Raw genomic sequence first — 24038 nt, 5'->3', positions numbered from 1 at the left:
CACACCGAGCAGCTCGGCCCAGATCTGTGCCAGCGTGGTCTCGATCTGGCCTTGCGGCGGCTCATAGGCGCGATGCGCATATGCCTCAGCGCCCGGCGCAGCCAGCGCCTTGCGGTCCAGCTTGCCGTTCGCCGTCAGCGGCAGCGCCGCCAGCCGCNCGCCGCAAACGCTCGATCAGTTGCACCGCCAGCAGCGAGTGCCCGCCGAGCGCAAAGAAGTGGTCGTGGCGTCCGACCCGCTCAACACCCAGAAGCTCGGCCCAGATCTGTGCCAGCGTGATCTCGATCTCGCCTTGCGGCGGCTCATAGGCGCGATGCGCATACGCCTCATCGCCCGGCGCAGCCAGCGCCTTGCGGTCCAGCTTGCCGTTCACCGTCAGCGGCAGCGCCGCCAGCCGGACGAACGCCGATGGCACCATGTACTCCGGCAGGAGCGCACTTATGTGGGCGCGCAAGGCGCCGGCAAGCTCGCTTCCCTCCAGCCCGTTCGAAGCTGCTTCCGGCGCGCGCACCACATAGGCGACAAGACGCTGCTCGCCGCCGGGGCCCTCGTGCGCCACCACCACCGCCTCGCGCACGAACGGGTGCTCGCAAAGCCGCGCCGCGATCTCGCCCGGCTCGATCCGGAAGCCGCGGATCTTCACCTGGTCGTCGTTGCGGCCCAAAAACTCCAGATTGCCGTCCGGTAGATAGCGCGCCAGATCGCCGGTGCGGTACAGCCGGTCGCCGTCCACAAAGGGATTGGCGATGAACCGCTCCGCCGTCAGCTCGGGCCGGTTCAGGTAGCCGCGCGCCACCCCCGCCCCGCCGACGTAGAGCTCCCCGACCGCGCCAAACGGAACCGGCGCACCATGATCATCCAGCAGATAGACCGCCGAATTCCGGATTGGTCGTCCCAGTGGCACCCGTTGCTGGCCATCGAAGCCAGCAGGCACCGGGTAGCAGAGACTGAAGGTGGTGTTCTCGGTCGGGCCGTAGCCATTTGAGATTCGCAGCGTCGGATGTCGCTTCTGACATGCTTTGATGGAACTGGCTGAGACCTCTTCGCCCCCGACCAGCAGTTGCTGCAGCCCACTGGTGCTCCGCCCCTCCCCGACATAGACGTCGAACAACCGCGCAGTCATCCAAGCGATAGTGATGCCTTGGTCTTGGATGATCCGGGCCAGCGTTGCCGTCGAGAGATAGCGTTCAGGATAGAGCACAACACTGGCGCCGTTCGCCAAGGCTCCCCAGACTTCGAACGTGGTCGCATCGAATGTCGGCGAGGAAGCGTTGAGAAAAACGTCCTGCGGCGAGATCTCGACGAAATCGTTCTCCGCCACCAGACGCGCCACTCCGCGATGCTCGACCATGACCCCCTTGGGGGTGCCTGTTGATCCGGAGGTGTAGATCACATAGGCGAGATGGCGTGAGGTGAGGCCAAGCGCGCGCGGGTCCGGATCCGACGCCGGCAGATTTGCCCATTCCGGCGTCGCCGCCAGATCCACCACCGTCAGATCGCGTAGCGCATCGTCGCCCAACGCCGATCGCCCCGCTGCATCGGCCAGCAGCACTCGCGGCGCCGCATCGTCGAGAACCTGCCGCAGCCGCGCCGGCGGATAGGCCGGGTCCAGCGGCAGGTACGCCCCGCCCGCCTTGAGGATCGCCAAAAGCCCGACCACCATCGCCACGCTGCGCGCAACGCAGATCGCCACCGGCTGGTCCGGCTTGACCCCGAGCCCGATCAGATGATGCGCCAGGCGGTTGGCGTGCGCATTGAGCTCGTCATAGCTTAGCCGCTCCTCCTCATGGACCACCGCCACCGCGTCCGGCGCACGGCGAACCTGTGCCTCGAACAGCTCGTGGATGCACACGTCCGACGGATAGGCCGATGCCGTCCGGTTCAGCTCCTCCAGCAGATACGCGCGCTCAGCGGATGACAAGAGTTCAATCTGCCCCACCGGCTGCCGCGGATCTGCCTTCACAGCACATAGCAAATTTTGCAAATGCTGGGTCATACGGTCGATATGCTTGGGTTCCAAGCGACTTGCATCAAAGTGCCATCGAAAGCTCCCATCTAGAGCGCAAGCCTCAAATGTTAACGCCTCACCGGGCAGGGCTGCCTCAGAAGTCGGGCTCGAAGCTAGGTCACCAGTGGCAGACTCGCCACTTACAGTAAGCATAACGCCAACCGGCCAGGGGCGGCGCAATCGTAACGCCTCCATACCGAGCAACGTTGGGCAGCGCGCGATAAGATCTCGCGCGAAGCTATCCTGCTCCTTCAACTGAGCGAATTCGGCCGCCACCACCGTGCGCGCCTCTGCAAAATCATTGTCGAGATCGATGGTAATTGCCATCGGCACAACAGAAGCGACAAGCACCTCGAGCGCTTTCAAGCCCGCTCGCGATCCACTCGGCGCGGGAGTCCATCCCAATTGAAGCTCTAATTCTCCCGTGATGCGGGCTAGGTAGATCAGCCAAGCCGTTAGCAAGAATTCCGTGCGATTACTGGGAGACAGCTCAGCCAAAGCACCCGGAATTCGCCATGAACTCAACTGCCATTGAGGTGCAGCCAAAGCTACTGAAGACGACAAAAAGGAAAGCTGGGATGTTTTGAACTGTTCAAGTCGCCGTCGCCAAAAACTCTCACGAGGCGCCAACATTTCATGCGCAACCGTTATGCTCCGCGCCTCGTCATCGCTCAGAATCGGGAGGCGGTCGCCTACATGGGAATCAGAACGCCTCGCGAGTGCCCGCGCATCCAGAGCCTTACCATCCAAGCTGCTAAGCCAAACATTAACATCCTCTGTCCCTGTCGCCACACGCCAGTGGCTGGGGTGGATCTCAACTAAAGACCCCGCAGCAAAGCCCGAGCGCCGAGCCGTCACCTCCAAGCGCCTGACGACGACAACGTCATCGCCTACGAGAGCCTTGGACAACCCCAATGGATTGGTATGATACGGGCCAAAGTCTAAGGCGCGCGTCATCGCTTCCAGATCTTGTGCGGATCGATCCCATCGCAGACAGCCCGCAGCATCTGGGCGCCGACCTTTCGGGAAAAAGCTTCGGTCCGCTAGCGCTTGCGGACGAGCACTAAGCTCTCCATTTGTTAAGCCAGTTAGAAGCTCGCGGAAGCCATCGATAGCAGCCTCATAACATTTGAGATTCAGCGTCAGCGCAGTATCGCTCGTCGCAATCAACACTTGGCGTTGGACGACCAGCTCACCAGTATCAACACCGTGATCGATACGATGCCACGTGATGCCATGTTCGGTCTCTCGGGCAAGAAGCGCCCAAGACGTCGCATGAGTTCCGGCATATCGCGGCAACGGACCGTCGTGGTAATTGAAAGCGCCTCTACGCGCTTTCCCAAACACATCTGCTGGCAATATGAACGGATTGGCAACGGAAAATATCCACTCGACTGGCTCCGCGTTGAGCAGCGCAGATAGCTCTTCAATGCTCGTCACACACAAGATATCGGCGAGATCGGCCCAATCGCGGAATATGGCGTCGGCACACAGCGCCGCCCGGATCGCGTGGCCCATCTCCATCACTAGCTGAGCACATCTAATAGCTAGCGCACCACCACCAACAAAGATGCAAGAGCCAACCGGTGTAGCAAGTTTCATCTGAACTCCGGCTACGATGAAGGCCGTAACGGATCACCCCGCTTTTCAAGCAATCGACATACCAATGACGTACTGCGAGCGTTTCCTGAAGAAACAACGCGCGCCTCGCTCGGAACGCCACCGTCGGACTTGGGACATCGACGTCCTGAACCAGACACAGCTCAGCACAACAATACGGACGTCATTGGCGACGATCACCGCATGGGCGTCCGCAAAGTCGTCGGAAGCTCTGCAACAGCCGCCGTCATCTCCGCGCGTACAGCAGAATCTCCTTGGCGCTCACGTTAAGTAACGGACGCGCCAATGACCTTCTGCGAGCTCATTCTGAAGAAAACAATTCGCTTCTCGCCGGGCTGCCAGAATTTTGCCGTCATGCCGTCGGGCTTGGGACATTAACGCCTTGAACCGAAACCGAGCTCAACACAACAGCACGCGCCGTCAACAGCGACGACCACTCAAGATCGGGCGCCCGCGGCTTGTCCGAATTGCCTTTGCGAGCCAAAATGCTCGCCGCTGCGTTCTCCAGGTGGTCTGCTCGTCGAGTGAGAGAGGGTCCTGCGACAGGGATTCCGCTCGATGTTGTAAAGTTCGCCACGCATCGCGTTTTCGCAGACTGGCCGGGGCTCGGCACTAAGTAGCGTTTTCGCTGAATGCCCGCTGTGGCACGGCCCTTGCTCGTGAGGCGACGAAAGCGACGAAGAACGGGTCCACGGCGAATGTCGCAACCACAACTGACTCCTGATCTCTCACATCGGCGCATGCTGTTGACCCTTGGGTGCAGCGGCTTGGATGTGACTTGCGTGATCGAGGCACTCAGTCGAGACTGTGTCATTTTGATTCGAAATGTCTCACCGAGCGAGGCGGACGGCCTCGTACATCAAATTGCCGGTGAACTGGGATTGCAAAAAAAGCTAGAGCTGGAGGCCGGCTTTTCCGATTTTCTTGGTCACCGACGGCGGATCAACAAATACTTCATGAGCGTTAATTCCCGGGATGATTATCAGTTTGTCACCCCGCATTCCGAAGGAGATAGAATATCTAATATGCAGTTGTCGTGCTTTTATTGTTTCGAGAATAGTAAAGACGGAGGAGAAACAATCCTATTGAACATCGACGACACAAGTGAGGCATGGGGACTTTTACGAGAAAAAACGACAAAAATATTACCTGGATCAAAACCATTGTCTCGGGGCATGATCACTCGTGCAAAAGCACTTCATCGTCTGAGCTCGCCGGATGACTATTTGGTACCAGATGACCAAATAGTAGCCGAGGTGAAATCCGAGATCCCGGGCCTTTTGCTGGCGATTGTTATGGCAAGGCCGAAAAGAAGCTTTTCCCTTCTCCTAGGGCGCGATGTGAATGTCCTTTGGGATAACATTGGAAGTGTTGACCAAAGCTGTCTTCACTTTTTCGTTCGGATGTTGCAGGAGCGCGAACTTCTCAAGTTCCCACCGGACGGTTTTGAGTTGCACCAATTGGACCCCGTTAATGCAGGACGGAGCTGGTGTTCAGGCGCCGATTACGAGAAACTTTTTTGTGACGAGATTATTCTCAAGCTAAAACCAGGGGACCTTGTTATTCTGAACAACCTAACTTGGGCGCATGCGGTGAACAATTGGACATCGGCACCGGGCACTCGAAGGATAGCTGTGGCATTGGCCTAGCGTAGTCCCCACTTCCTGAAAGTTGAGTCGTGCTTCAAGGGTGCATGAGCAGCATCCCTGAGCGACAGCGATTAGCCTGACGAAGGAGTGACCTGCCACTGCTTTTCATCCAGCGGCAGTTAGAGTCTCGGGGTTTTTTGTAGCGAGACCGAACTTTGGACCAGCCAGAACTAGAGTTTTGCGCTTCTTACAGCCGCAGCGGCCGATGTGCGATAGGATTAGTCGGCGGTCAGCAGCTGGCGTTGTCAGCGGATCAGTTCGCGCCGATCCTGCACTGGCATTGAATCTCGCGCTCTGATTTGCTACTGCTTATTCGATCAAATGGAAGCAGTGGATGAGCGCGCATAGTCCGATGCCCCGGTCGGACTGGATCTTCCCGGCGCTGGCCGTGCTGTTGTTCGCGGCCGTCAGCGCGACGGACTACGTGTTCACGCTGTCGCTGGGCGGGCTCGTCTTCGCCATTGTCCTTCTGGTCATCCTGTTCGGCACGGTATTCGCTGCGGTTCATCATGCCGAGGTGATCGCGGAGCGCGTCGGCGAACCCTATGGCACGCTGGTGCTGACGCTCTCGGTGACCATCATCGAGGTGGCGCTGATCACCTCGATCATGTTGGGCGACAAGCCCGCGCCGAAACTGGCGCGCGACACCGTGTTCGCCGTGGTCATGATCGTCTGCAACGGTCTCGTCGGGCTCTGCATCTTCATCGGCGGCCTGCGCTATCGCGAGCAGGGCTTTCAGCTCTCCGGGGCCAACGTCTATCTCAGCGTGCTGTTCGCCCTCGCGACCATCACGCTGATCCTGCCGAACTACACCACCACCAGGCCCGGGCCGGTCTATTCGGCGGTTCAGCTCGGCTTCGTCGACGTGGTCACGCTCGCGCTGTATGGGGTGTTTCTCTACACCCAGACCGTCCTGCACAAGGATTACTTCGTTCACAAGCGGGCGGACGGCGGCAACGGTGGGGTGCATCTATCGGGCCGGATGTTGGTGCTCAGTGTCGTGCTGCTGCTGATTGCGCTGCTGGCGGTCGTGCTGCTCGCCAAGAAGTTTTCGCTGGTGGTCGACGCCGTCGCGGCCAAGATCGGTGCGCCGCCGGCCTTTACCGGACTTCTGGTCGCCCTCCTGATCCTGATGCCGGAAGGCGTCGCGGCCGTTTCGGGGGCCCGCAGGAACGACCTCCAGAAGAGCATCAACCTTGCGCTCGGGTCGTCGCTGGCCACCATCGGGCTGACCATCCCGGCCGTCGGCGTTGCCACCTACGCGCTCGACAAGGAGCTCGAGCTCGGCCTCAACGCCCAGGGCAGCGTGCTTTTGCTCCTGACCTTCTTCCTGAGCATGCTGACCTTCGGCACTGGCAGGACCAACGTCCTGTTCGGACTGGTCCATATGGTGGTATTTGCCGTCTACGTGTTCATGGTCTTCGTGCCCTGAGGCGCGATAAGGAGAGTTCCCGATGCTTGCCGCTAGGTCCGAGGTTCAGGTCGACAACGAGCAGATTCGTGTGACCGAGTGGCGGCTTGCGCCGGGCAGTGCCGCCGAGCATCAATCTGGCAGCGCTGGATCGCAGCGGCCGGACCGGAAGTACGGTGGATTGCCTTCGACAACGCTTTCACTGATGGGTGTACATTGATTGTTGCACTACGCCTTTAGATACAATGTTTCGGTGATCGTGGGGCATCATCGGGTATGTCTTCAGAGACCATTTATCCGTCGCGCTGGTGCGGAGAATGCCAACGGCGTTACCGGCCATGCTGTTGTGTCGGCTGTTGGGCTTTGATCGCATATGCACGCAAAACGATTCGAATCTTTGCTCCTCGGGCAAGTTGGCAAGACCGATTTTTCGCAGCGCGCGCTGGACGATATGACGCAGCGGTTGAGGAGTTTGCGTGATTATGGCTTGTTGCCAGCCGGCCGTACGAAGGACGTAACACCACTTTCACATGCGCAGATGGCAGCAACGATCCTGGCGATGGCCGCCGCCAAGCCCGGATGTGCCGGTTTGCCGCGAAGATCTTGAGCAACCTTCGTCCGGTTGGAGGCACCGACGCATCATTTCGGGAATGCGCCACGTTCGGGAATGTCGTCGAAACTCTTCTTCAAACGCCCGCAGCGCTTGACTCGCTTGTCGAATTGCGGATCTCGGAAAGCGAACTCTCCACCAACGCGCATGGCCGCGGTACCATCGCTTACCGGTCCGGCGAGCAAATCCTTCCTTGTTGTCGGGCATCGAGAGGGAGTCCGATCCTCGCGACGTCATCTCTCCTCGACCGTAACCGAGAGGGTGTTCTACACGCCGTTCTTTCAGAGGATCGTGGGAGAACTTGCACGTGGAAGCTAAAAAAGCCGCCGACTCCGGATCTGGGGACCTGAGATAGCGTATCACCGAGTGCGCACAACGGTTGAACGAGCCCTCGCCTGCGAAAACCGATGGTGCTCCCAAGGCACCCTGCGTCGCCGTCTGATGAGAGCACACGACATCAGATCGCCAGATTTCACTGGTTCTCATGCTTCAACCACAAGATACAAAAAGCCCCCACTCGATCCCGATGTCGCGGATCTGGCGCCGACAGATTCGATGCTGACGCTGTACGACTACAATCACCTCGTGACCTATTGGAGGTTGTTGGACGCAGATGCCGAGGGAGCGGACTGCAAAGAAGTCGCGCAAATCGTGTAGCACTTTGATCCCGTCACGAGCAACTACGACCAGTTGCACCATTTCATTGCGGACGGTGTCTGGGACGCGACGCCGCTGGAGACAGAGCTGCTCACCCATGCGCGGTCGATCGTCGCAGCGCTCATCGCCAAAAGTTTGTCGCGGCTCGGGTGCGATCTGGCGTTGCCAAAAGATCGAGCAGAAATATTCTGATCCTGGTGCCGGCCGTCGTTAGCCGGATGTTGTACAAAGTATAGTGACGCAAGCGGGTATATAGCCCGTGATCGAGAGTACGCCGACGCGATATCGCTTATGGTCGCGCCGAACGGAAGCCCATCATTCTTTCGCTTTTGAAATAAAGCGCTCCATTCAATTCATGGTTTCGGTCGCGAGGCTCGAGATCTCTGTTAGCGTCTCTACTACCGGGTTGCCCTGAAAGGTCGTTCCGTTGGCGAAGGTGAGGTTCACGGACGCATTGATCTCGTGATCTAGAATGATCGGCTGGCGCGCCTCGATCAGCACATAGGTCAGATCGGCGCCATTACCGATGGTGGCGTTGGTGAATGCATTTCCTCCTATCTTTGTGTTTATTGACTTTACCATTGAAAGGGGCCGGCAACGCGTGAAGACGATGTTGGCCGCCTCGCAGTAGGCTTTCAGCGTCTCGTTCATGATGCGCAATTCCGTCAGCACCGTGCTCAACAGCATCTGTTCGCGCACGATCAGAGGAGCGCACTCCGTCCAGCCGGTAGCAATGTCGGTGAGCACGAGGGTCTGGATGAAGCTGCCGCGCGCAGATGGACCGCTATGCGCTACAAGGTCGGCCTCGACGAATCCCGGCGCCGGATCATTCCAATCTGCGCTTTTTTGATGACGTCCAACTTTGACGAAAGCTTCTACAATCGCGTTGGCGGTGACCGAATTGGCTCTAGGCAGATCAACGAGCTCATCCGCATTGCGCGGGGCCTAGTGGCAGACAATCAGATCAATGTCGCGGAAGGTAGCGGTAGAAACAAAAAACTCAACAGGTCGGCCGGGGCACAGAGCGACTGCACCCACTTCGTCCGCAGCAAACACCCAGGCGGGGACATCCCGGAGACTCTTCCGAAACGCCGATATCTTTCACGATCACCTTAAGCGCGACTTGACGCGCCGCCCTCGCAGACTTGTCGACCGCGCGGCGAATGGCATTGCCAATCCGCCGCGCGGAAAGATCAGATGCCCACTTTTCCAGCAAACTAGGCGTGTGACGCCCGAGGCGCTTGCGCCATTCCGGATTCCGCAGACGAAGCGCCCTGCCGGCGACCCCATCCCGTTGCCGTACCTCCTCGACGCGACAGACCAGCGCGAAGGCGCGCTGAACGCCGAACTCGAGGTACTTCTGCTGACCCTGAAGATGCGGGAGGCAGGTCTCCCGCCGCATCGACTTTCCCTATCCAACGCAAAGCACATGTATTGATCGCCGGCACAGATGGTGGCCCATCATGCCAGCGGCGGGTGCAACCTGCAGCCGGGAGATCTCCTCGGCACGGGCACGATCTCCGCGCCCGATGCGGCGGGGTATGGCTCCATTATGGAGACGACCAAGGGCGGCACCGAGCCCGTCCGTCTGGCGTCAGGAGAGGAGCGCCGCTTCTTGGAAGATGGCGACGAGATCATTATGACGGCTCGGTGCCGTCGCGAAGGATTTGCCCCGATCGGATTCGGCACGTGTCGAGCGGAAATCCTTTCGGTGCATGGATCGCGAGTCAGCAACTAGGCCTTAAAGATGAACTGGGCGCACATCGCTGACACCTCAGATTTTGCGGAACGTGCGGTGATCGAACGAGTCCGCGGCAAGCGCTCGATCGCCATCTATCGAATAGATGGCGAGTACTTTGCAACGTCGAACATCTGCACACATGCCAACGGCTTGCTCTCCTGTGGCCAAATCGTCGACGGTTATATCGAATGTCCGCTGCATTTTGGTCTTTTCGAGGCGGCCACTGGCAAGGCCAGAAGCGCTCCCGTCACGCGTAATCTTGCTACGTTTCCGGTGCGGATCGAAGGCACCCGAGTGCTTATGCAGTTATCTGATTGACGCGAGTTTGACGAACGCTAGACAGTTGGCTGCGAGGTTGCATATGGATTATGAAACTATGGCCGCGCGAACCGGCTCGCATCTGCAGCGCTTCCCTTTAGGCGGCAACTGCCAATGAGTCGTTGGCTGTTCAAGGCGCGGGCTTTCCACTCATCGAGGCGCGCTTCCGCGAGGCCCTGACTGCTGAGAACATGATTGAGGCGAGCAAAGGGATTGGGGATCGCAACCTGCCGAGGTCGCGCGTATGTTGGAGATTGAAGGAGTCAGGTTAAAGAGGATCGGACGTGGGTTGAGAACCAGCAAAGGGCACTTGCTGAGGCTTTGTTGACGCCTCAACGATGCGTTCGAGCGGTTGCGGCAGTGATCATTTTGCGGCGATGGATGGGTTGGTACGCGACCGAATCATTGCAAGCGGCAGACGTTGTCGCGTCGGGTCATACAATACCGGCCAAAGTTTCGACTCGTAAAGCGCTTGTCGACGCACTCACCGGCCATCAGCAGCGCGGATGCCCGTCATCAGGTTTGCCGACGATGTTGACTGCGAGAAATGGAGGCCAGGGCAGTCAGGAGCTGATTATACTGCCGGCAGTGCAAAGGAAAACGTCGCACCTCCTTCCGGCTCGTTGGCGGCGACGAGCTCGCCGCCGTGCTCGCGCACAATGCCATAACTGATCCACATGCCCAGCCCAGTGCCTTCGCCGACCCGCTTGGTCGTGAAGAACGGCTCGAAAATGTGGTTGATGTGATCCTTGTCAATTCCCGGACCGTTGTCGGAAATCCGGAATAGAATCTCGTTGCCCCCGCGTGCCGCTGAGACCACGAGCCTCGGCTGTTCCGTGCTTCGCATTGCGTCGATCGCGTTCTCGACAAGATTGACGATGACCTGGTGCAACTGCCCCTCGTTGCCAGAGATCCATAGTTCCGGCTCAAGCTCCATCTGCAGATCGATGCGCACCTGCTTGGTGCGGACGGCCCACAGGACCGCGGTGTTGATCAACCGCTCGATATTGACGCGCTCAACCTCGCCGAGCTTGCTGAAGGAAAGCCGCCGCAAATTCTTCACGATCTCGCTGATGCGAACCGCGCCCTCCATGGTACCGTCGATCAAGGGACCGAAATCCTCCAGAATATCGTCGATGCGTAAGCTCTTCTTTAGCGCGGCGAGATCACTTGCCCGGCCCCTGTCGTGTACCGCGTCGAGATAGGCGGCGATGGCGGCGCGGTAGCGTGTTAGGGTGTGAATGTTGCCGTAGACAAAACTGATCGGATTGTTCAGCTCATGGGCCACACCGGCAACGAGACGGCCCATGCTCGCCATCTTTTCCTGCTCGACAAGCTGCCGCTGGGCGCGCTGCAATTCGTGATGAGCCTTGTGCAGCGCCTCATAGGCGCGGCGGAGTTCGCCAATCGGCCGCCCCGTCAGCACAACCCCGATGAAACGGCCGCGATGATCGTGCCGCGGCGAGCTGTTGATCGCGAACAGATCGGTGCTGCCGCCTTCCGTTACGAATCTCAATTCGCCATCGACGACGTCGGTCGTGCCGCGCGGCTTCAATAGCGGCACCAGCTTGGCGCTATCGGTCGCGTCGATCACGTCGGCGATGTTCCTGCCGACCACATCCCCGACGCTGCGACCGAGCGCATTCTGGAACGCGGAATTGACCTGTTGCACCAGCCCCCGCGCGTCGCAGACGATCAGGATGTCCGAGACGGATTCGATGACGTTGGTGACAAAGGTCTGCGCTTCCTCGAGCTCCGCGTTCTTGTGCTCGAGGTCGACCTTGAGCAGCGATTCGGCTTCGCCGACTTCAGGAGAATGCGTCGCCTTTGGCATTTTTTCTCAAATCGTACCTGGACAGCTTGTTCCTGAGACCGACGCGCGACAGCCCAAGCTCGCTCGCGACCCGGCTGATATTGCCTTCGTACTTCTCCAGGCAGTTCATGATAACCGACTTCTCGAGATCCTCCACCTTGTCTTTCAGCGAGGCCGAGCCGTTAAGCTTGCCGTGGGCGGGCAGCGGCGCCGATCGCTTCCCGGTGCGGCGGCCGAGCAGCGGCGGGGCACGCAGCTCGTCCTGGTCAGCGAGCACGGCCATGCGCTGGATCTCGTTCTGGAGTTCGCGCACGTTGCCCGGCCAGTGATATTTGCCGAATTCCTCTAGCGCCGAACGCGCAAAGCGCAGGTTCGGCCGGTTGAAGGAACTCTTGACTGCCGTCAGCACGCCCTCCGCAATCAGCGGGATGTCCATCGGGCGCTCACGTAGCGCCGGCATGTGCACCGGGAGTGCGGCGAGGCGGTAGTACAGGTCGCGCCGGAAGCGGCCCGCTTCGACCTCCGCCTCCAGGTCTCGGTCGGTCGCCGCGACCACGCGCACGTCGACCTTGCGCACACGCTGCGCACCGAGCGGCCGAATCTCGCTCTCCTGTAGCACGCGTAGCAGTTTGACCTGGAACGCCGGCGAGGTCTCGCCGACCTCGTCGAGGAAGATCGTGCCGCCATCGGCGACCTCGAACAAGCCGATCCGATCCTGATAGGCGCCGGTGAAAGCGCCCTTCTTGCAACCGAATAGCTCGCTTTCCAAGAGTTCGTCCGGCAGCGCGCCGCAGTTCTCGACCACGAACGCCTTGTTGGCCCGCGCCGAACCGTAGTGGATGGCACGGGCCAGAAGCTCTTTACCGGTGCCCGATTCACCGGTGATCAGAACCGAGATGTCGTAGTCGGCGGCGCGCTTACCGAGCTCGATGACACCGTGCATCGGGCTTTCCGTCGAATGCACGATGCGGTCGAAATCGTAGAGCTCCTTGGCCACTCCGCGCTTGACAGATACGACCTTCTTGACGTGCCCCGAGGTCGGCTTAAGGTCGACACTGGCGGTCTCGGTCTCCTTCTGGAGCCGATAGAGCTGAACTGCCTCTTTGACGGTTTCGACCAGCTGGTCCGGCTGCCATGGCTTGGTGATGTATTGATAGATGCCGGCCTCGTTTAGCCCGGCGATGATGTCCTCAGACTCCGAATAGCCGGAAATGATCATCCGTACCGGATCCGGCCAGAGCTCCCGGACGCGCTTCAAAAAGCTCACGCCGGATTCATACGGCATCCGCTGGTCGCAGAGGATCGCATGGACGATCTCGCCCTCCAGCAGCTTCTCCGCATCGGTCGCGTTGCCGACGCAGAGCACCTCGAAATCCTCCCTGAGCACGCGCCGCAGCGCTTCCTGCGAGCGGACCTCGTCGTCGATGACGAGAATCGTCCCCTGAATGCTCACGATGGCACCGCGAAGCCCAGAGACCGACCTGGCGCAGGCCGGGACCGGTGAGTTGCTATGGTCAGCGGTGTGCGCGACTTCGGCACTTTGTGAACGAAGTTGTAGCGAGCGACGTGGTAGCTCGGATCGAATCCGTAGAAATTGATTCGCATCCGCCGCAGCTCCTCGTCGCGATAGGCCTGCAACGGTTTTCCGGCCTCATCGGCCGCGCGCCGCTGCTGTTTATCGGCGAGGCGTACGGCAAACTCTTCGCCCGCCGCGATGGCGGCGCCGAGCTTCACGAGGTTTTCGTTCGCAAGCTCCGAGCGCAGCAGCACGCGATCGATGATGCCGAGACGCTGCGCCTCCGCCGCCCCCATCGGCAGCCGGCATTGCGTGATCCGGGTGGCGTTCGACAGCCCCGCACGGCGTGGCAGCAGATAGGTCCAATATTCCGAGCCGTAGAGATTGCCCATGTCCTTGTAATGCGGATTGAGGACGATTTGATCGCTCGCCCAGACCTCGTCGGCGGCAAGGCTCAGGAACACCCCACCCGCGCCGGCATTGCCTCTGATGACCGAAACAACGAGCCGATCGATGGTCTTGATGATCGCGCGGGCGAGATCGTTGATCGCATTGATGTTTCGCCAGGACTCGTCCGCGGCACTGTCAGCCGCCTCGATCTCGGCGAGATGGATGCCGTTCGACCAACAGTCGCGACCACCAGTCAGAAGCAGCACCCTGATCGGGCGCGTCAGCGCGCCGCGATAAGCGTCGAGCAAGGCTTCACAGTCGCTGCTGCTCATCGCGCCGTTGTAGAAGGAAAAGCTGAGTTCGCCGACCTCGCCATGCTCGCGATATTCGATCGGCGCGTAGCCGCAGCCGGGCCGGTGCGGCAGGTGCGCGGCTTCTGCGGCGAAGATTTTTGCCGCCGGCAGCTTCAGGCTCTTCGGCGCGAGCCGCTTGACGTGGCCGATCCAGACCGCGCCATCGACCGTGGCGCGGGCAAGCGCGGCGCTGCATTGCGCCACGACGGTGCCGGGCACGTCGGCAACGTCCTGCGCCTCGTGCGCGTCGAACAGCCTGACGTCCTCAAAGAACAGACTGTCGACAAGGCCCGGCATGCCGTCGGCGCTGTTGATCTTGCGCAGGATCGTCGCGGTGGTGTCGTGCTGCCAGTCGATCGTCCGGTCCGCCTGACGGCAGGGCCCGCGCACGCGAATGCGCGGATCGTCCGCCTGCATCGGTTGCGGCGCCGGTCCGCCGGCTTCGATTGCCGCGATGGCCTCGAGCACCGCCGCGACGGCGCTCGACGTCACCTCGTTGCGGTAGATGCTGGACTTGGCCGCGCGCCGCATCGGGAAGCTGCGGAACGCCCAGACCAGACCGGCATCAAACTCGCCGTCCGCCTGCAACACCGTGACGCCCCACTCGGCTGCGCCTTCGAGAACAGCCCAGTCGAGCGCGGCCGGTCCGCGGTCGCCGGGCGGCCCGGGATGCACGATCAGGCAGCGCACGCTGCTCCAGACGTCGTCGGGGATCGTGCGCTTCAGGAACGGAGCGATCACCAGGTTGGGCCGATGCAGCGCCACGCTCTCGCGCGTGACGTCGGCATGGATATCGAGCTCAACCGAGACGTCATGGCCTCGCTCCCTGAGCTCGACGTGAAGCCGCTGCGTCAGGCTGTTGAAGGAATGTGACAGGAGCAGGATGCGCATCTCGAAGCCTCAACAGATTCTCGGCAGTTGTTCGCCCGACAGCCAGTCTACGATTCGACCGCCTCCGAAGCTCGTCGCCATCTGCACGAAATGATGATCGTCGGCTACGGCCGCGCCAATGTCGGCGGCATCGCGGCCGAGCGGATGCGCCCGCATCGCGGCCAGCACCGCCCTGGCGGCCTCCGGCGCGACGATCGCGACCAGCTTGCCTTCATTGGCGACGTGGAGTGGATCGAGCCCGAGCAGCTCGCAAGCCGCCGCCACGCCCGGCTTCACCGGGATCGCCTCCTCCTCGATACGGAAACCGAGGTCGGACTGCTGGGCGATCTCGTTCAGCGTGGCGGCGAGCCCGCCGCGGGTGGGATCGCGCATCAGGCGGATGCCGCGGCCGCCGGCCTGCACCATCCTGGCGACGAGATCGTGGAGCGACGCCGAATCCGAGACGATTTCAGTCTCAAAAGCAAGATTCTGCCGCTTGGACATGATGGCGACACCGTGGTCGCCGAGCGTGCCGGAGATCAGCACACGATCGCCGACCCGCGCGTTCTCGGCCGAGAGATCGAGGCCATCGGGCACGACGCCGACACCGGCAGTCGAGATGAACAGGCCGTCAGCCTTGCCGCGCTCGACCACCTTGGTGTCGCCGGTGATGATATGGACGCCGGCCCCGCGCGCCGCCTCGCCCATCGATTCCGCGATGATCTTGAGGTCGGCGAAGCGAAAGCCTTCCTCGATGATAAAAGTCGCCGAGAGATAGAGCGGCTTCGCGCCGGCCATTGCGATGTCGTTGACGGTGCCGTGCACCGCGAGCGAGCCGATATTGCCGCCGGGAAAAAACAGCGGCGAGACCACGTAGCCGTCGGTCGTCATCACCATGCGCCCGGCGCCGACCTCGAACGCCGACTGGTCATTGCCACGCGCCAGCCATTCATTGTCAAAAGCTTCGTGGAACAGGCCCGAGATCAGCTGTACCATGGCACGGCCGCCCGAGCCGTGGGACAGGTCGACGCAGCCATTCTTGATGTCGAGCTTGCGCTGATAGGCCTTCATGACGCACGCCTCTGCTGATGGTCGCGGAAGCGGCCATAGGTCCAATGCGCAGCGCAGGCGCCTTCGGAGGACACCATGCAGGACCCCATCGGCGTCTCCGGCGTGCAGACAGTGCCGAACAGCTTGCAGTCGACCGGCTTTTTCACCCCGCGCAAAATGGCGCCGCATTCGCAGGCCGGATTGTCGTCGACGCGCAGCTCGTTCATATCGAAACGGACCTCCGCGTCGTATTTCGCGTAGGCGCGCTTCAGCTTCAGCCCGCTATAGGGCACCTGCCCGAGCCCGCGCCATTCGAACTGGTCGCGCAGCTCGAAGATATCGGACACCTCTTCCTTGGCGCGCAGATTGCCGTCGCGGTTCACGGCGCGGCTGTACTGGTTCTCGACCTCATGCCTGTGCTCGTTGACCTGCCGAACCAGCATCAGGATCGCCTGCATCATGTCGAGCGGCTCGAAGCCCGAGATCACCACCGGCTTGCCGAATTCTTCGGCGAAGAACTCGTAAGGCGCGGTGCCGATGATGGTCGAGACGTGGGCCGGCCCGACGAAACCGTCGATCTCGACGCGGCCAATGTTGCGGATGTCGGGACTCTCCAGAATGTTCTGCATCGCCGGCGGCGTCAGCACGTGGTTGCAGAACACGCTGAAGTTTTCGAGTTGCTTCTTCCCGGCCAATCGGATCATGACCGCGGTCGGCGGCGTCGTGGTTTCGAAGCCGATGGCGAAGAACACGACCTCGCGCTCGGGATTCTCTTCGGCAATCCTGATCGCATCGATGGTGGAATAGACCATGCGGATATCGGCGCCGCGCGCCTTCGCCTTCAGCAGCGATGCGCCCTGCGACCCCGGAACGCGCATCAGGTCACCATAGACGCAGAGGGTGATGTCTGGCCGTTCGGCTAGCCGGATCGCCATGTCGATGCGCCCGGCCGGCAGCACACAGACCGGACAGCCGGGCCCGTGAATCATCCGCACGTTCTTCGGCAGCATGTCCTCCAGACCGTAACGCGAGATCGCGTGGGTATGGCCGCCGCAGAATTCCATGAAGCGATAGGGCTTTTGCGGATCGGCTTCCGCGCGGATCACTTTCGCGAGCCCGAGCGCGATCTCCTTGTCGCGAAACTCATCGGCATATTTCATGGCGCGGCTCCCTGTGCCTCGGTGCTGAGCTCGCGCAACAATTCGAGCGTCCGCCTTGCCTCCTCCGGGTCGATCTTGGTGAGGGCGTAGCCGACATGGATGATCACATAGTCGCCGACAGCAAGGTCTTCGATCAAGGCGACCGAAATTTCCTTGCTGACGCCGTCGATGGAGACGATCGCCATTTCGTCGGGCAGCAGCTTTGTGACCTCAGCAGGTATCGCGAGACACATTAGGCGGTTCCTTCCAGGCCTTGCTGTTCGAGTTGGAGCGCGGCGATCCAGGCCTGACCGAGGCTGAGACCGCCGTCATTGGGCGGCAGTTGCCGCGGCAACAGCGGCGAAAGACCGGCGGCTATACAACCGCGCTCAATCTCGGAACTGAGGATCGCGTTGAGAAAGCAGCCGCCGCTCAGGGTGACGGTCGTGATGCCGGTCTCGCGCGCCGCGCGGCCGATCCAGTCGACGCAGGCGGCCGCAAGCGTGCCATGGAACAGCTCGGCGCCGTCGACCGGGTCAATGCGATCGGTTGCAAGGCGCGCGAGCAACGGAAACAGGGACAGCACGCCGTGTTCGATCACCCAGCCATCCTTCAAGATGCGCGGCGTGCCGACCCGCGCTTCCAGCTTCATCGCGGCTTCGCCTTCGTAGCTCTGCACCGGGCAAAGACCAAGCAGCCCCGCCGCCGCGTCGAACAGCCGGCCGGCGCTGGTCGTCACCGGCACGCCCGGCTGTTCGAGCATGGCGCAGAGACGTGCGGCCTGCGGCTGCCTCGCGAAACGGCTTGCGATCGCATCGCCGCGGCGAAGGGCATGCAGTACGCTCGCGGCCATGCGCCACGGCTCGCGCGCGGCACGATCGCCACCCGGCAACTTCATCGGCGCCAGATGTCCGAGCCGTCGGAACTGCGCGGCCTCGCACAGCAGGAGCTCGCCGCCCCAATTGCCGCCGTCGCTGCTATGACCAAAGCCGTCGAGCACCAGCGCCAGCGCCGACCCCGTGATGCCATGCTCCGCCATCACTGAGGCCGCATGGGCATGATGGTGCTGGACCGCGATCAGCCGCTTCCCGCTCGCCTCGGCGAAGCGCGTCGAGGCCATGTTTGGATGCAAATCATGCGCGATTACGACCGGCTCGACGTCCAGCGTGAAAAGCAAGTGATTCACCGTCTCTTCGAAGAAGCGGATGCCTTCCGCGCTGTCGAGATCGCCGATGTGCTGGGAGACGAAGGCCTCGTTGCCGCGCGTGACCGTCACGGTCGATTTCAGGGCACCGCCGACCGCCAGGATCGGCGGCACGGCGCGCACGAGGCGGACCGGCTCGGGCACATAGCCGCGGGCACGTCGGATGAATTGGGTACGGCCCGAGACGACCGCCGCCACGGAATCATCGGCACGGGTAACGATGCCGCGGTCATGGGTGACGATGAGGTCGGCGATGCCGGCAAGCCGCAGCTGCGCCTCGCGATTGTCGATCAGAAGCGGCTTGCCGCCTGGATTGGCGCTGGTGGCTACGATCGCCCAGCTTGCATCGGCTCGCTTATGCGTCAAATCCAGCGCCGCGAGGATCAAGTGATGGAGTGGGGTGACCGGCAGCGAGATGCCGATCCGCGAGAGCTCCGGCGCGATCGCGGGCGCGAGCCGGCCGCGCGATGTCATCAGCACAATCGGCCGCGGCGAGGTCTCGAGCAAGGCAAGCTCGGCAGCATCGGCAGTAGCGATGTCGGCGACCGCGACCACCGAGCCAACCATGACGGCAAACGGCTTCTGATTGCGCTGCTTGCGCTGGCGCAGGCGCTGCACGGCCGGTTCGTCACGGGCATCGCAGACGAGCTGATAGCCACCGAGCCCCTTGATCGCGACGATCGCGCCAGTCGCAATCGCGGCGGCGACGTCCTCGATACCGTGGCTGAGCCTCGGGCCGCAGTGCGGGCAGGCAATCGCCTCGGCATGAAAGCGTCGGCTGTCGGGATCGGCATAGTCGCCCGCACAGGCCTTGCACATCGCAAAGCGCTTCATGGCCGTCGTTGGACGGTCGTAGGGTAGCCGCTCGGCAATGGTATAGCGCGGGCCGCAATGGGTGCAGTTGACGAAGGGGTAGCGATAGAACCGGCTGGTCGAATCGAACAGCTCGTCCAGGCATTTTGGGCAGGTCGCGGCATCGGCGACGATGCGCGTCGACACCCTGCCCTGCTCGCTGGTGCGGATGCAAAACTGCTCGCTCGCCATGGCGCCGACCGGCTGCACGGAGATTTCGTCGATGCGGGCGAGCGGCGGCTTTTCGCGCGGCAACGCTGCGACGAAGTCGGAGGCGCGCTCTCCTTGGACCTCGATGACGACACCGTGGGGATCGTTGGCGACGAAACCGTCGAGGCGATAGCGCGTCGCGAGGCCGTAGACATAGGGACGAAAGCCGACACCCTGCACCGCGCCGCGCACGTGCAGGCGCAGCCGCCGTCCGTCCAATGCTGTAGCCTCGCCGCCCATCGTCATTCCGCCGCCGTCATCGCGGCCGGCTTCATGGCCTCCATCCGCCTGCGGATCCAGGCATAGAACGCCGCAAAGCCTTCGCCGGTGCGCGCCGACACCGTCAGCACCTCGATCTTCGGGTTGACCCGCCGCGCATATTCGACGGTCCTGGCGAGATCGAAATCGAGCACCGAGGTGAGATCGATCTTGTTGATCAGCATCAGGGACGATGCGGCGAACATGTCAGGATATTTCAGCGGCTTGTCCTCCCCCTCGGTGGTCGAGAACACCACGATCTTGCAGGCTTCGCCAAGATCGAACGCTGCCGGGCAAACCAGGTTGCCGACATTCTCGATGAAAAGCAGCCCGCCGTTCAGCCAGGGCAGCCGGTCATAGGCCTCGCCGACCATGGCGGCATCGAGATGGCAGCCCTTGCCGGTGTTGACCTGGATCGCCGGCACGCCGGTCGCGCGAATGCGCTCGGCATCGTTGGAGGTCTGCTGGTCGCCTTCGATCACGCCGATCGCAAAACTGTCCTTCAGCTCGGAGACGGCACGGACCAAGAGCGAGGTCTTGCCGGCGCCGGGGCTCGAGACGAGATTGAAGGTAAGCACCTCGTCGGCGCGGAAGCGGGCGCGATTGTCGGCGGCGAGCCTGTCGTTCTTGCCGAGGATGTCGCGCTCGACCTGGATGATGCGGTCGCTGCTCAGGCCGGCGATCTTCTGGCCGGCCGGATTGGCGCCGCAGTCGAGCAGCCCGGCATCGCCGTGGGCGTGATCGTGGTGATGACGGTGATCATGGTCATGACCGTGGTGGTGGTAACGATGATGCCCGTCGTGACCATGATCGTGGTCATGATGATGATCATGGGCATGTTCGATGGATGCTTTGCCGTCGCTGCAGCCGCAGACCATACACATCAGTCGACCTCCAGTTCCCTTACGCGCATCTCTTCGCCGCCCGTCACCTGCAGTTGATAGCCACCGCAGGATGGGCATGGTTCGTAACGCTGCTTGATCTCGATGCTTTTGAAACACGCCATGCACCAGGCTGTCCCGGGCGTCTCGACGATCTCGAGCCTCGCCCCTTGCGCGATGGTCTGCGCAGCGACCGCCTCGAAGCAGAACTTCATGGCTTCCGGCGCAACGTGGCTGAGCGCGCCGATCTCGAGGCAGACGATCTTCACCTTGGCGAAGGAACGCTTGCGCGCTTCCTCCTCGACGATGCCGATGATGCCCTCGCACAGTGCCATCTCATGCATGGCCGGCCTCACGAAAACTGAGGCTGAAGCCGACGCAGGGGTCGAAGGAGCCGACCAGCGCGCGAACCGCATCTTGGCCCGGCCGGCCGGCGGCGAGCGTCGCGCCCTTGAGGCTTTGGACCAGCGGACCGCGAGCGTGAAAGTTCCACTCGGTCGGTGCCAAGAATTCGAAGCTCGTGATGCGATCCTCATCGTCGAGCGCGACGGCGTGGTACAGCCGCCCGCGCGCGCATTCGACGGCGGCAGCGCCCTTGCCTGCGCCGAGGCGATAGCTTGCGACGACGCCGTCATCGGGATCCTCGTCGCCGCCATCGAGCCAGGCGCAGAGCCGCGCGACCTCGGCGATGCGCGCCTTGAGGCGCGCGGCCGGGCCTGCCGACGAGACCGGCTCGCGTTGCGCCCTGCGCGCCCACACACCGGTTTCCGGAATCTTGCCGCCAAGTTCCGGCGCATCGGAGTAGGCCGCCCCATCCGCCAGCAAGCGCGTGACGATTTCGAGGTCGTCGGCCGTCGTCAGGAATGATTGCTCGGCCATTGCCGGCGACAATACTTCGCCATCGCAGCGCGCGACATAGGCGGCGAGGGCGCTGCCGGGTGCGAGGATCTGGTCTTCGCCGCAAATTCCCAGCGCGCCGAGCGCGGCCTTGATCTGTGCGACGACGTCGCGACGCAAGGCTTTCGGCACGGCGTCGCTGGCGCCGCCGAGAACCGTGCTCGCCTGCATCATCGCGCGCACGGCAGCAGCGCTCGTGGCGTCGAGCGTGAGCCACCCGACGAACAGGCCGCGCAGCAATTCGGTCAGCCGCTCGGCGACGACAGCCGTGACGCGACGCCGCGCCGTCACCGGTGTCGCCTCCTGCCCCTGCGCGGCCTCGACCGCCGACAGGAACGCCACCTGATGGGCGACGGAGCAGAGCGAGAAAAGCCTTGGCAGCACCGAGAGCAGCGACATCGCCGGCTTGCCGGCAAACAGCCGCGTTAAAGGCGGCCGGCTGCGCGGCCGGATCGCGACGTCGGCGATCGTGCCGCTGGCGAGCCACACCGTGATGTCGATCTCGTTGCGGAACCCCAGGCTCATTCACGCCGCTCCGTCAAGGCACCGCGCAGGAAGTTACGCCGATCGATCGGGGTTGTCGCAGGCTCGCGACGGCGGACCGCTTCCTCACTGTCTGCCGGCAGCATCAGTTCGACAATGGCTGCTTCGGCCGTCGCCCGCGCCGCGGCCATGTCCGCGAGCTGGAACATCGGCGAGAACAGCGAACAACTCGCGATCCGGCCCATTTGTCCGACCTCGCTGATGATGAATTCGATGTTGCCCGCGGGAAAACGGACTTGCACGGTCGCGCCCGACATCGTCTGGGCCACCGCGCTCGCAGGCATCACCACGTTCATGAACCACGGCGTGACCATGATGCCCACGATCGTGCCGTTGAAGCGGCGGAAACCGACCGCCTCCACGCCGAGCGCATCGTTGTAGATCGGCAGATCGCGCATCGCGCGGTCGCCGATCTGCCGATAGCTTCCGGCCAGGAGATCGCCCCACGCCGCGGCGTCGGCGTCTGCGACGGGAACCGGCGCGCCTCCCGTCATGCTTCGATCGCCATGAATTTGGATTTCGGGGCATCGCAATTCGGACAGTGCCATTCCTCCGGCAGCGCGGCGAATGGCGTACCGGGCGCGATCTGCGCCACCTCGTCACCGTCAGCCGGATCATAGACGGTCCAGCAGATGCCGCATTCCAGCCGCGTGATGTCCGCGACGTCCTGACGCACGCCAAAATTCTCGAAGGCGCTCATTTGAAATAGGCCTCGATGATTTCCTGCAGCCGCTCGGCGGAATCCTCGAAATCCTCGTCCGCCGCAAGCGCGACGGTCGGCACGCCGCTGACTTCGAGCGTATCGAGAATGATGGTGTCCATGGCGTTGAAGAACTGCACCGACCAGACATTGCGGATGCCCGTGGACAGCACCCGGCAGGTGCCATAGCCGCGCGACACGAGCTGAATCGGTCCGTTCCGGATCGTGTCCTGCAGAAAGCTCATGTCGACCGGGCTCATCGGAAGCAGCGTGAAGTTGATGATCTGCGAGGGGATGCCGGGCCGCCAGGCCAGGGCGCGCTCGCGGATTTCGGCGAGCACCGGCAGCACGTTCATGGCGCCCCCCGGCACCTCGCCGATCTCGAAATCGGCGGATGTCAGGTCGGCGGCCGCGCGCTTGACGATCTCGGGTATGGCGCCGATCTCGAGATATTCGTGGCTGGCGTCGGACTCGAGCCGCACGCGCCAGATCCCCGCCAGCACCGATTCCTGGATCTGGGCCAGCGATCCGTCCGGCAGCGCGACGACGCCACCAACCTCGCCTTCGCCGAGCACGTCGGCGATGAGCTTGCTCTCGAGCTCGTTGAGATTGGCGAGCCGGAACAGCTGCGTCGGCGCGTCGGCTTTCTGGCCCGCGATGGCATCTGCGATCCGCGAGAGCAGCGCGACCGCGTTTGGGCAGCTCCAGGCAAGCTCCGCGCTGTCGAGCGTTGCAAGCTTTGCCAGCGCTCCGGCCGCCGTCAGGCTGCCTTTCGACGCATTGAGACTCTCCTCGCCGATCGGAAACACGCTGACCGGTTGCTCGGCGCCTTCGGGCGCATCCCAGAACCCGACCTTCATAGCTTGACACCTTGCGTGCGATGCTGGGGAACGATGGTGACGGCGACCGCGGCGGCTCGCCCGCGCGGACGATCGATCAGTTTTGTGATGCGATCGACATAGACCGACCAGTCCTGGATCTTGGCGATCAGCCCCAGCGTCTCGCCCTTGGCGACGAAGATCAGCGTCGGCTGCACGCGCACGCCAAAACGCTGTCCGACCGCGCTCTCGTCGCCGCGCGCGATGACGGCACCGCGCAGCCGGCCGCCGAAAGCGGTAATCAACTCCGGCAGCACCACGGCGACATCGATCGCCTCCGGGAAACGATTGGGATCGCCCGCCGACAGCAGCACGGCGATCGCGCCGGCAGCATCCGCCTCGCCAAGAAAACGATCAACCGTCGCGGCGTCGATCTCAGGCAGGCCGTGCCGCGTCAGATCATTCTTCCCCACCTGGAATTCCATTAGACCTCCCCTGACAAGCTTATGTTTTCGCTCGGAACAGAGGTC

The 24038-nt window shown here is 62.2% G+C and carries 20 protein-coding genes and 3 pseudogenes; 7 read left to right on the top strand and 16 right to left on the bottom strand.

Going from position 1 to position 24038, the window contains the following annotated elements:
* Window positions 1-85 precede the first annotated feature (85 nt).
* Window positions 86-3526, bottom strand: a complete 3441-nt coding sequence (locus tag XI09_RS03035; RefSeq protein ID WP_271565601.1) for an amino acid adenylation domain-containing protein — start codon at window positions 3524-3526, stop codon at window positions 86-88.
* An 884-nt stretch (window positions 3527-4410) separates the two neighbouring features.
* On the opposite strand from XI09_RS03035, the gene XI09_RS03030 reads away from it, so the two are divergent.
* From XI09_RS03030 to XI09_RS03020, 4 genes and pseudogenes are all read left to right on the top strand, one after another.
* Window positions 4411-5277, top strand: a complete 867-nt coding sequence (locus XI09_RS03030) for a hypothetical protein (RefSeq protein WP_271565600.1) — start codon at window positions 4411-4413, stop codon at window positions 5275-5277.
* A gap of 334 nt (window positions 5278-5611) precedes the next feature.
* Window positions 5612-6709 carry a calcium:proton antiporter gene (locus tag XI09_RS03025; RefSeq protein WP_097669700.1) on the top strand — a complete coding sequence of 366 codons (1098 nt, stop codon included), beginning with the start codon at window positions 5612-5614 and terminating at the stop codon, window positions 6707-6709.
* Window positions 6710-6731: 22 nt separating this feature from the next.
* A pseudogene (locus tag XI09_RS45665) lies at window positions 6732-6827 on the top strand (cupin domain-containing protein); the annotation flags it as partial.
* A 927-nt stretch (window positions 6828-7754) separates the two neighbouring features.
* Window positions 7755-7952, top strand: a pseudogene (locus tag XI09_RS03020) (hypothetical protein); the annotation flags it as partial.
* Between the two features lie 591 nt (window positions 7953-8543).
* Here the strand turns inward: XI09_RS03020 and XI09_RS03015 are convergent.
* Window positions 8544-8798, bottom strand: a pseudogene (locus XI09_RS03015) (ISNCY family transposase); the annotation flags it as partial.
* A gap of 382 nt (window positions 8799-9180) precedes the next feature.
* On the opposite strand from XI09_RS03015, the gene XI09_RS03010 reads away from it, so the two are divergent.
* The 3 genes from XI09_RS03010 to XI09_RS03000 are packed head-to-tail and all read left to right on the top strand — an operon-like array spanning window position 9181 to window position 10014.
* On the top strand, window positions 9181-9393 hold the full coding sequence (locus tag XI09_RS03010; RefSeq protein ID WP_271565599.1) for a hypothetical protein: 213 nt from the start codon (window positions 9181-9183) through the stop codon (window positions 9391-9393).
* Between the two features lie 12 nt (window positions 9394-9405).
* Window positions 9406-9693 (top strand): fumarylacetoacetate hydrolase family protein, encoded by a 288-nt coding sequence (locus tag XI09_RS03005; protein WP_271565598.1) that lies wholly within the window; start codon window positions 9406-9408, stop codon window positions 9691-9693.
* A gap of 9 nt (window positions 9694-9702) precedes the next feature.
* Window positions 9703-10014, top strand: a complete 312-nt coding sequence (locus tag XI09_RS03000) for a non-heme iron oxygenase ferredoxin subunit (RefSeq protein WP_271565597.1) — start codon at window positions 9703-9705, stop codon at window positions 10012-10014.
* 574 nt (window positions 10015-10588) lie between these two features.
* On the opposite strand, the gene XI09_RS02995 is transcribed toward XI09_RS03000, so the two are convergent.
* The 14 genes from XI09_RS02995 to XI09_RS02930 are packed head-to-tail and all read right to left on the bottom strand — an operon-like array spanning window position 10589 to window position 23993.
* Window positions 10589-11848 carry a sensor histidine kinase gene (locus XI09_RS02995; RefSeq protein WP_271565596.1) on the bottom strand — a complete coding sequence of 420 codons (1260 nt, stop codon included), beginning with the start codon at window positions 11846-11848 and terminating at the stop codon, window positions 10589-10591.
* Window positions 11823-13280 (bottom strand): sigma-54-dependent transcriptional regulator, encoded by a 1458-nt coding sequence (locus tag XI09_RS02990; protein ID WP_271565595.1) that lies wholly within the window; start codon window positions 13278-13280, stop codon window positions 11823-11825. The genes XI09_RS02995 and XI09_RS02990 overlap by 26 nt, the downstream gene beginning before the upstream one ends.
* Window positions 13277-14977, bottom strand: coding sequence for an enoyl-CoA hydratase-related protein (locus tag XI09_RS02985; protein ID WP_271565594.1), 1701 nt, complete (start codon window positions 14975-14977; stop codon window positions 13277-13279). Before XI09_RS02985 ends, XI09_RS02990 begins: the two co-directional genes overlap by 4 nt.
* A gap of 9 nt (window positions 14978-14986) precedes the next feature.
* Complete coding sequence (gene hypE / locus XI09_RS02980; RefSeq protein ID WP_271565593.1) at window positions 14987-16027, bottom strand: hydrogenase expression/formation protein HypE; 1041 nt, start codon at window positions 16025-16027, stop codon at window positions 14987-14989.
* Complete coding sequence (hypD, locus tag XI09_RS02975; RefSeq protein WP_271565592.1) at window positions 16024-17166, bottom strand: hydrogenase formation protein HypD; 1143 nt, start codon at window positions 17164-17166, stop codon at window positions 16024-16026. Before hypD ends, hypE begins: the two co-directional genes overlap by 4 nt.
* A complete protein-coding gene (locus tag XI09_RS02970; protein WP_097669706.1) occupies window positions 17163-17399 on the bottom strand; it encodes a HypC/HybG/HupF family hydrogenase formation chaperone in 237 nt (78 codons plus the stop codon). The genes hypD and XI09_RS02970 overlap by 4 nt, the downstream gene beginning before the upstream one ends.
* The gene (gene hypF, locus XI09_RS02965; RefSeq protein ID WP_271565591.1) at window positions 17399-19657 is read right to left on the bottom strand and encodes a carbamoyltransferase HypF; all 2259 of its coding nucleotides are present in this window, start codon (window positions 19655-19657) and stop codon (window positions 17399-17401) included. Before hypF ends, XI09_RS02970 begins: the two co-directional genes overlap by 1 nt.
* Window positions 19654-20553 (bottom strand): hydrogenase nickel incorporation protein HypB, encoded by a 900-nt coding sequence (hypB, locus tag XI09_RS02960; RefSeq protein WP_271565590.1) that lies wholly within the window; start codon window positions 20551-20553, stop codon window positions 19654-19656. Before hypB ends, hypF begins: the two co-directional genes overlap by 4 nt.
* Window positions 20553-20894: a hydrogenase maturation nickel metallochaperone HypA gene (gene hypA / locus XI09_RS02955; protein WP_097669709.1), complete on the bottom strand. Its 342-nt coding sequence runs from the start codon at window positions 20892-20894 to the stop codon at window positions 20553-20555. The genes hypB and hypA overlap by 1 nt, the downstream gene beginning before the upstream one ends.
* Complete coding sequence (locus XI09_RS02950; protein WP_271565589.1) at window positions 20887-21972, bottom strand: nickel-dependent hydrogenase large subunit; 1086 nt, start codon at window positions 21970-21972, stop codon at window positions 20887-20889. The genes hypA and XI09_RS02950 overlap by 8 nt, the downstream gene beginning before the upstream one ends.
* Window positions 21969-22484, bottom strand: a complete 516-nt coding sequence (gene hybE / locus XI09_RS02945; RefSeq protein ID WP_271565588.1) for a [NiFe]-hydrogenase assembly chaperone HybE — start codon at window positions 22482-22484, stop codon at window positions 21969-21971. The genes XI09_RS02950 and hybE overlap by 4 nt, the downstream gene beginning before the upstream one ends.
* Window positions 22481-22690, bottom strand: a complete 210-nt coding sequence (locus XI09_RS02940) for a rubredoxin (protein WP_271565587.1) — start codon at window positions 22688-22690, stop codon at window positions 22481-22483. Before XI09_RS02940 ends, hybE begins: the two co-directional genes overlap by 4 nt.
* The gene (locus XI09_RS02935) at window positions 22687-23550 is read right to left on the bottom strand and encodes a hydrogenase expression/formation protein (RefSeq protein WP_271565586.1); all 864 of its coding nucleotides are present in this window, start codon (window positions 23548-23550) and stop codon (window positions 22687-22689) included. The genes XI09_RS02940 and XI09_RS02935 overlap by 4 nt, the downstream gene beginning before the upstream one ends.
* On the bottom strand, window positions 23547-23993 hold the full coding sequence (locus XI09_RS02930) for a hydrogenase accessory protein (protein WP_097669714.1): 447 nt from the start codon (window positions 23991-23993) through the stop codon (window positions 23547-23549). Before XI09_RS02930 ends, XI09_RS02935 begins: the two co-directional genes overlap by 4 nt.
* Window positions 23994-24038 lie beyond the last annotated feature (45 nt).

Origin of the sequence: Bradyrhizobium sp. CCBAU 11386, from assembly GCF_028128955.1 — a bacterium.
In the GTDB taxonomy this organism is placed as follows: Bacteria; Pseudomonadota; Alphaproteobacteria; order Rhizobiales; family Xanthobacteraceae; genus Bradyrhizobium.
The sequence above is the reverse complement of the archived record's forward strand: the minus strand, read 5'-3'. Positions and strand labels throughout refer to the sequence as shown.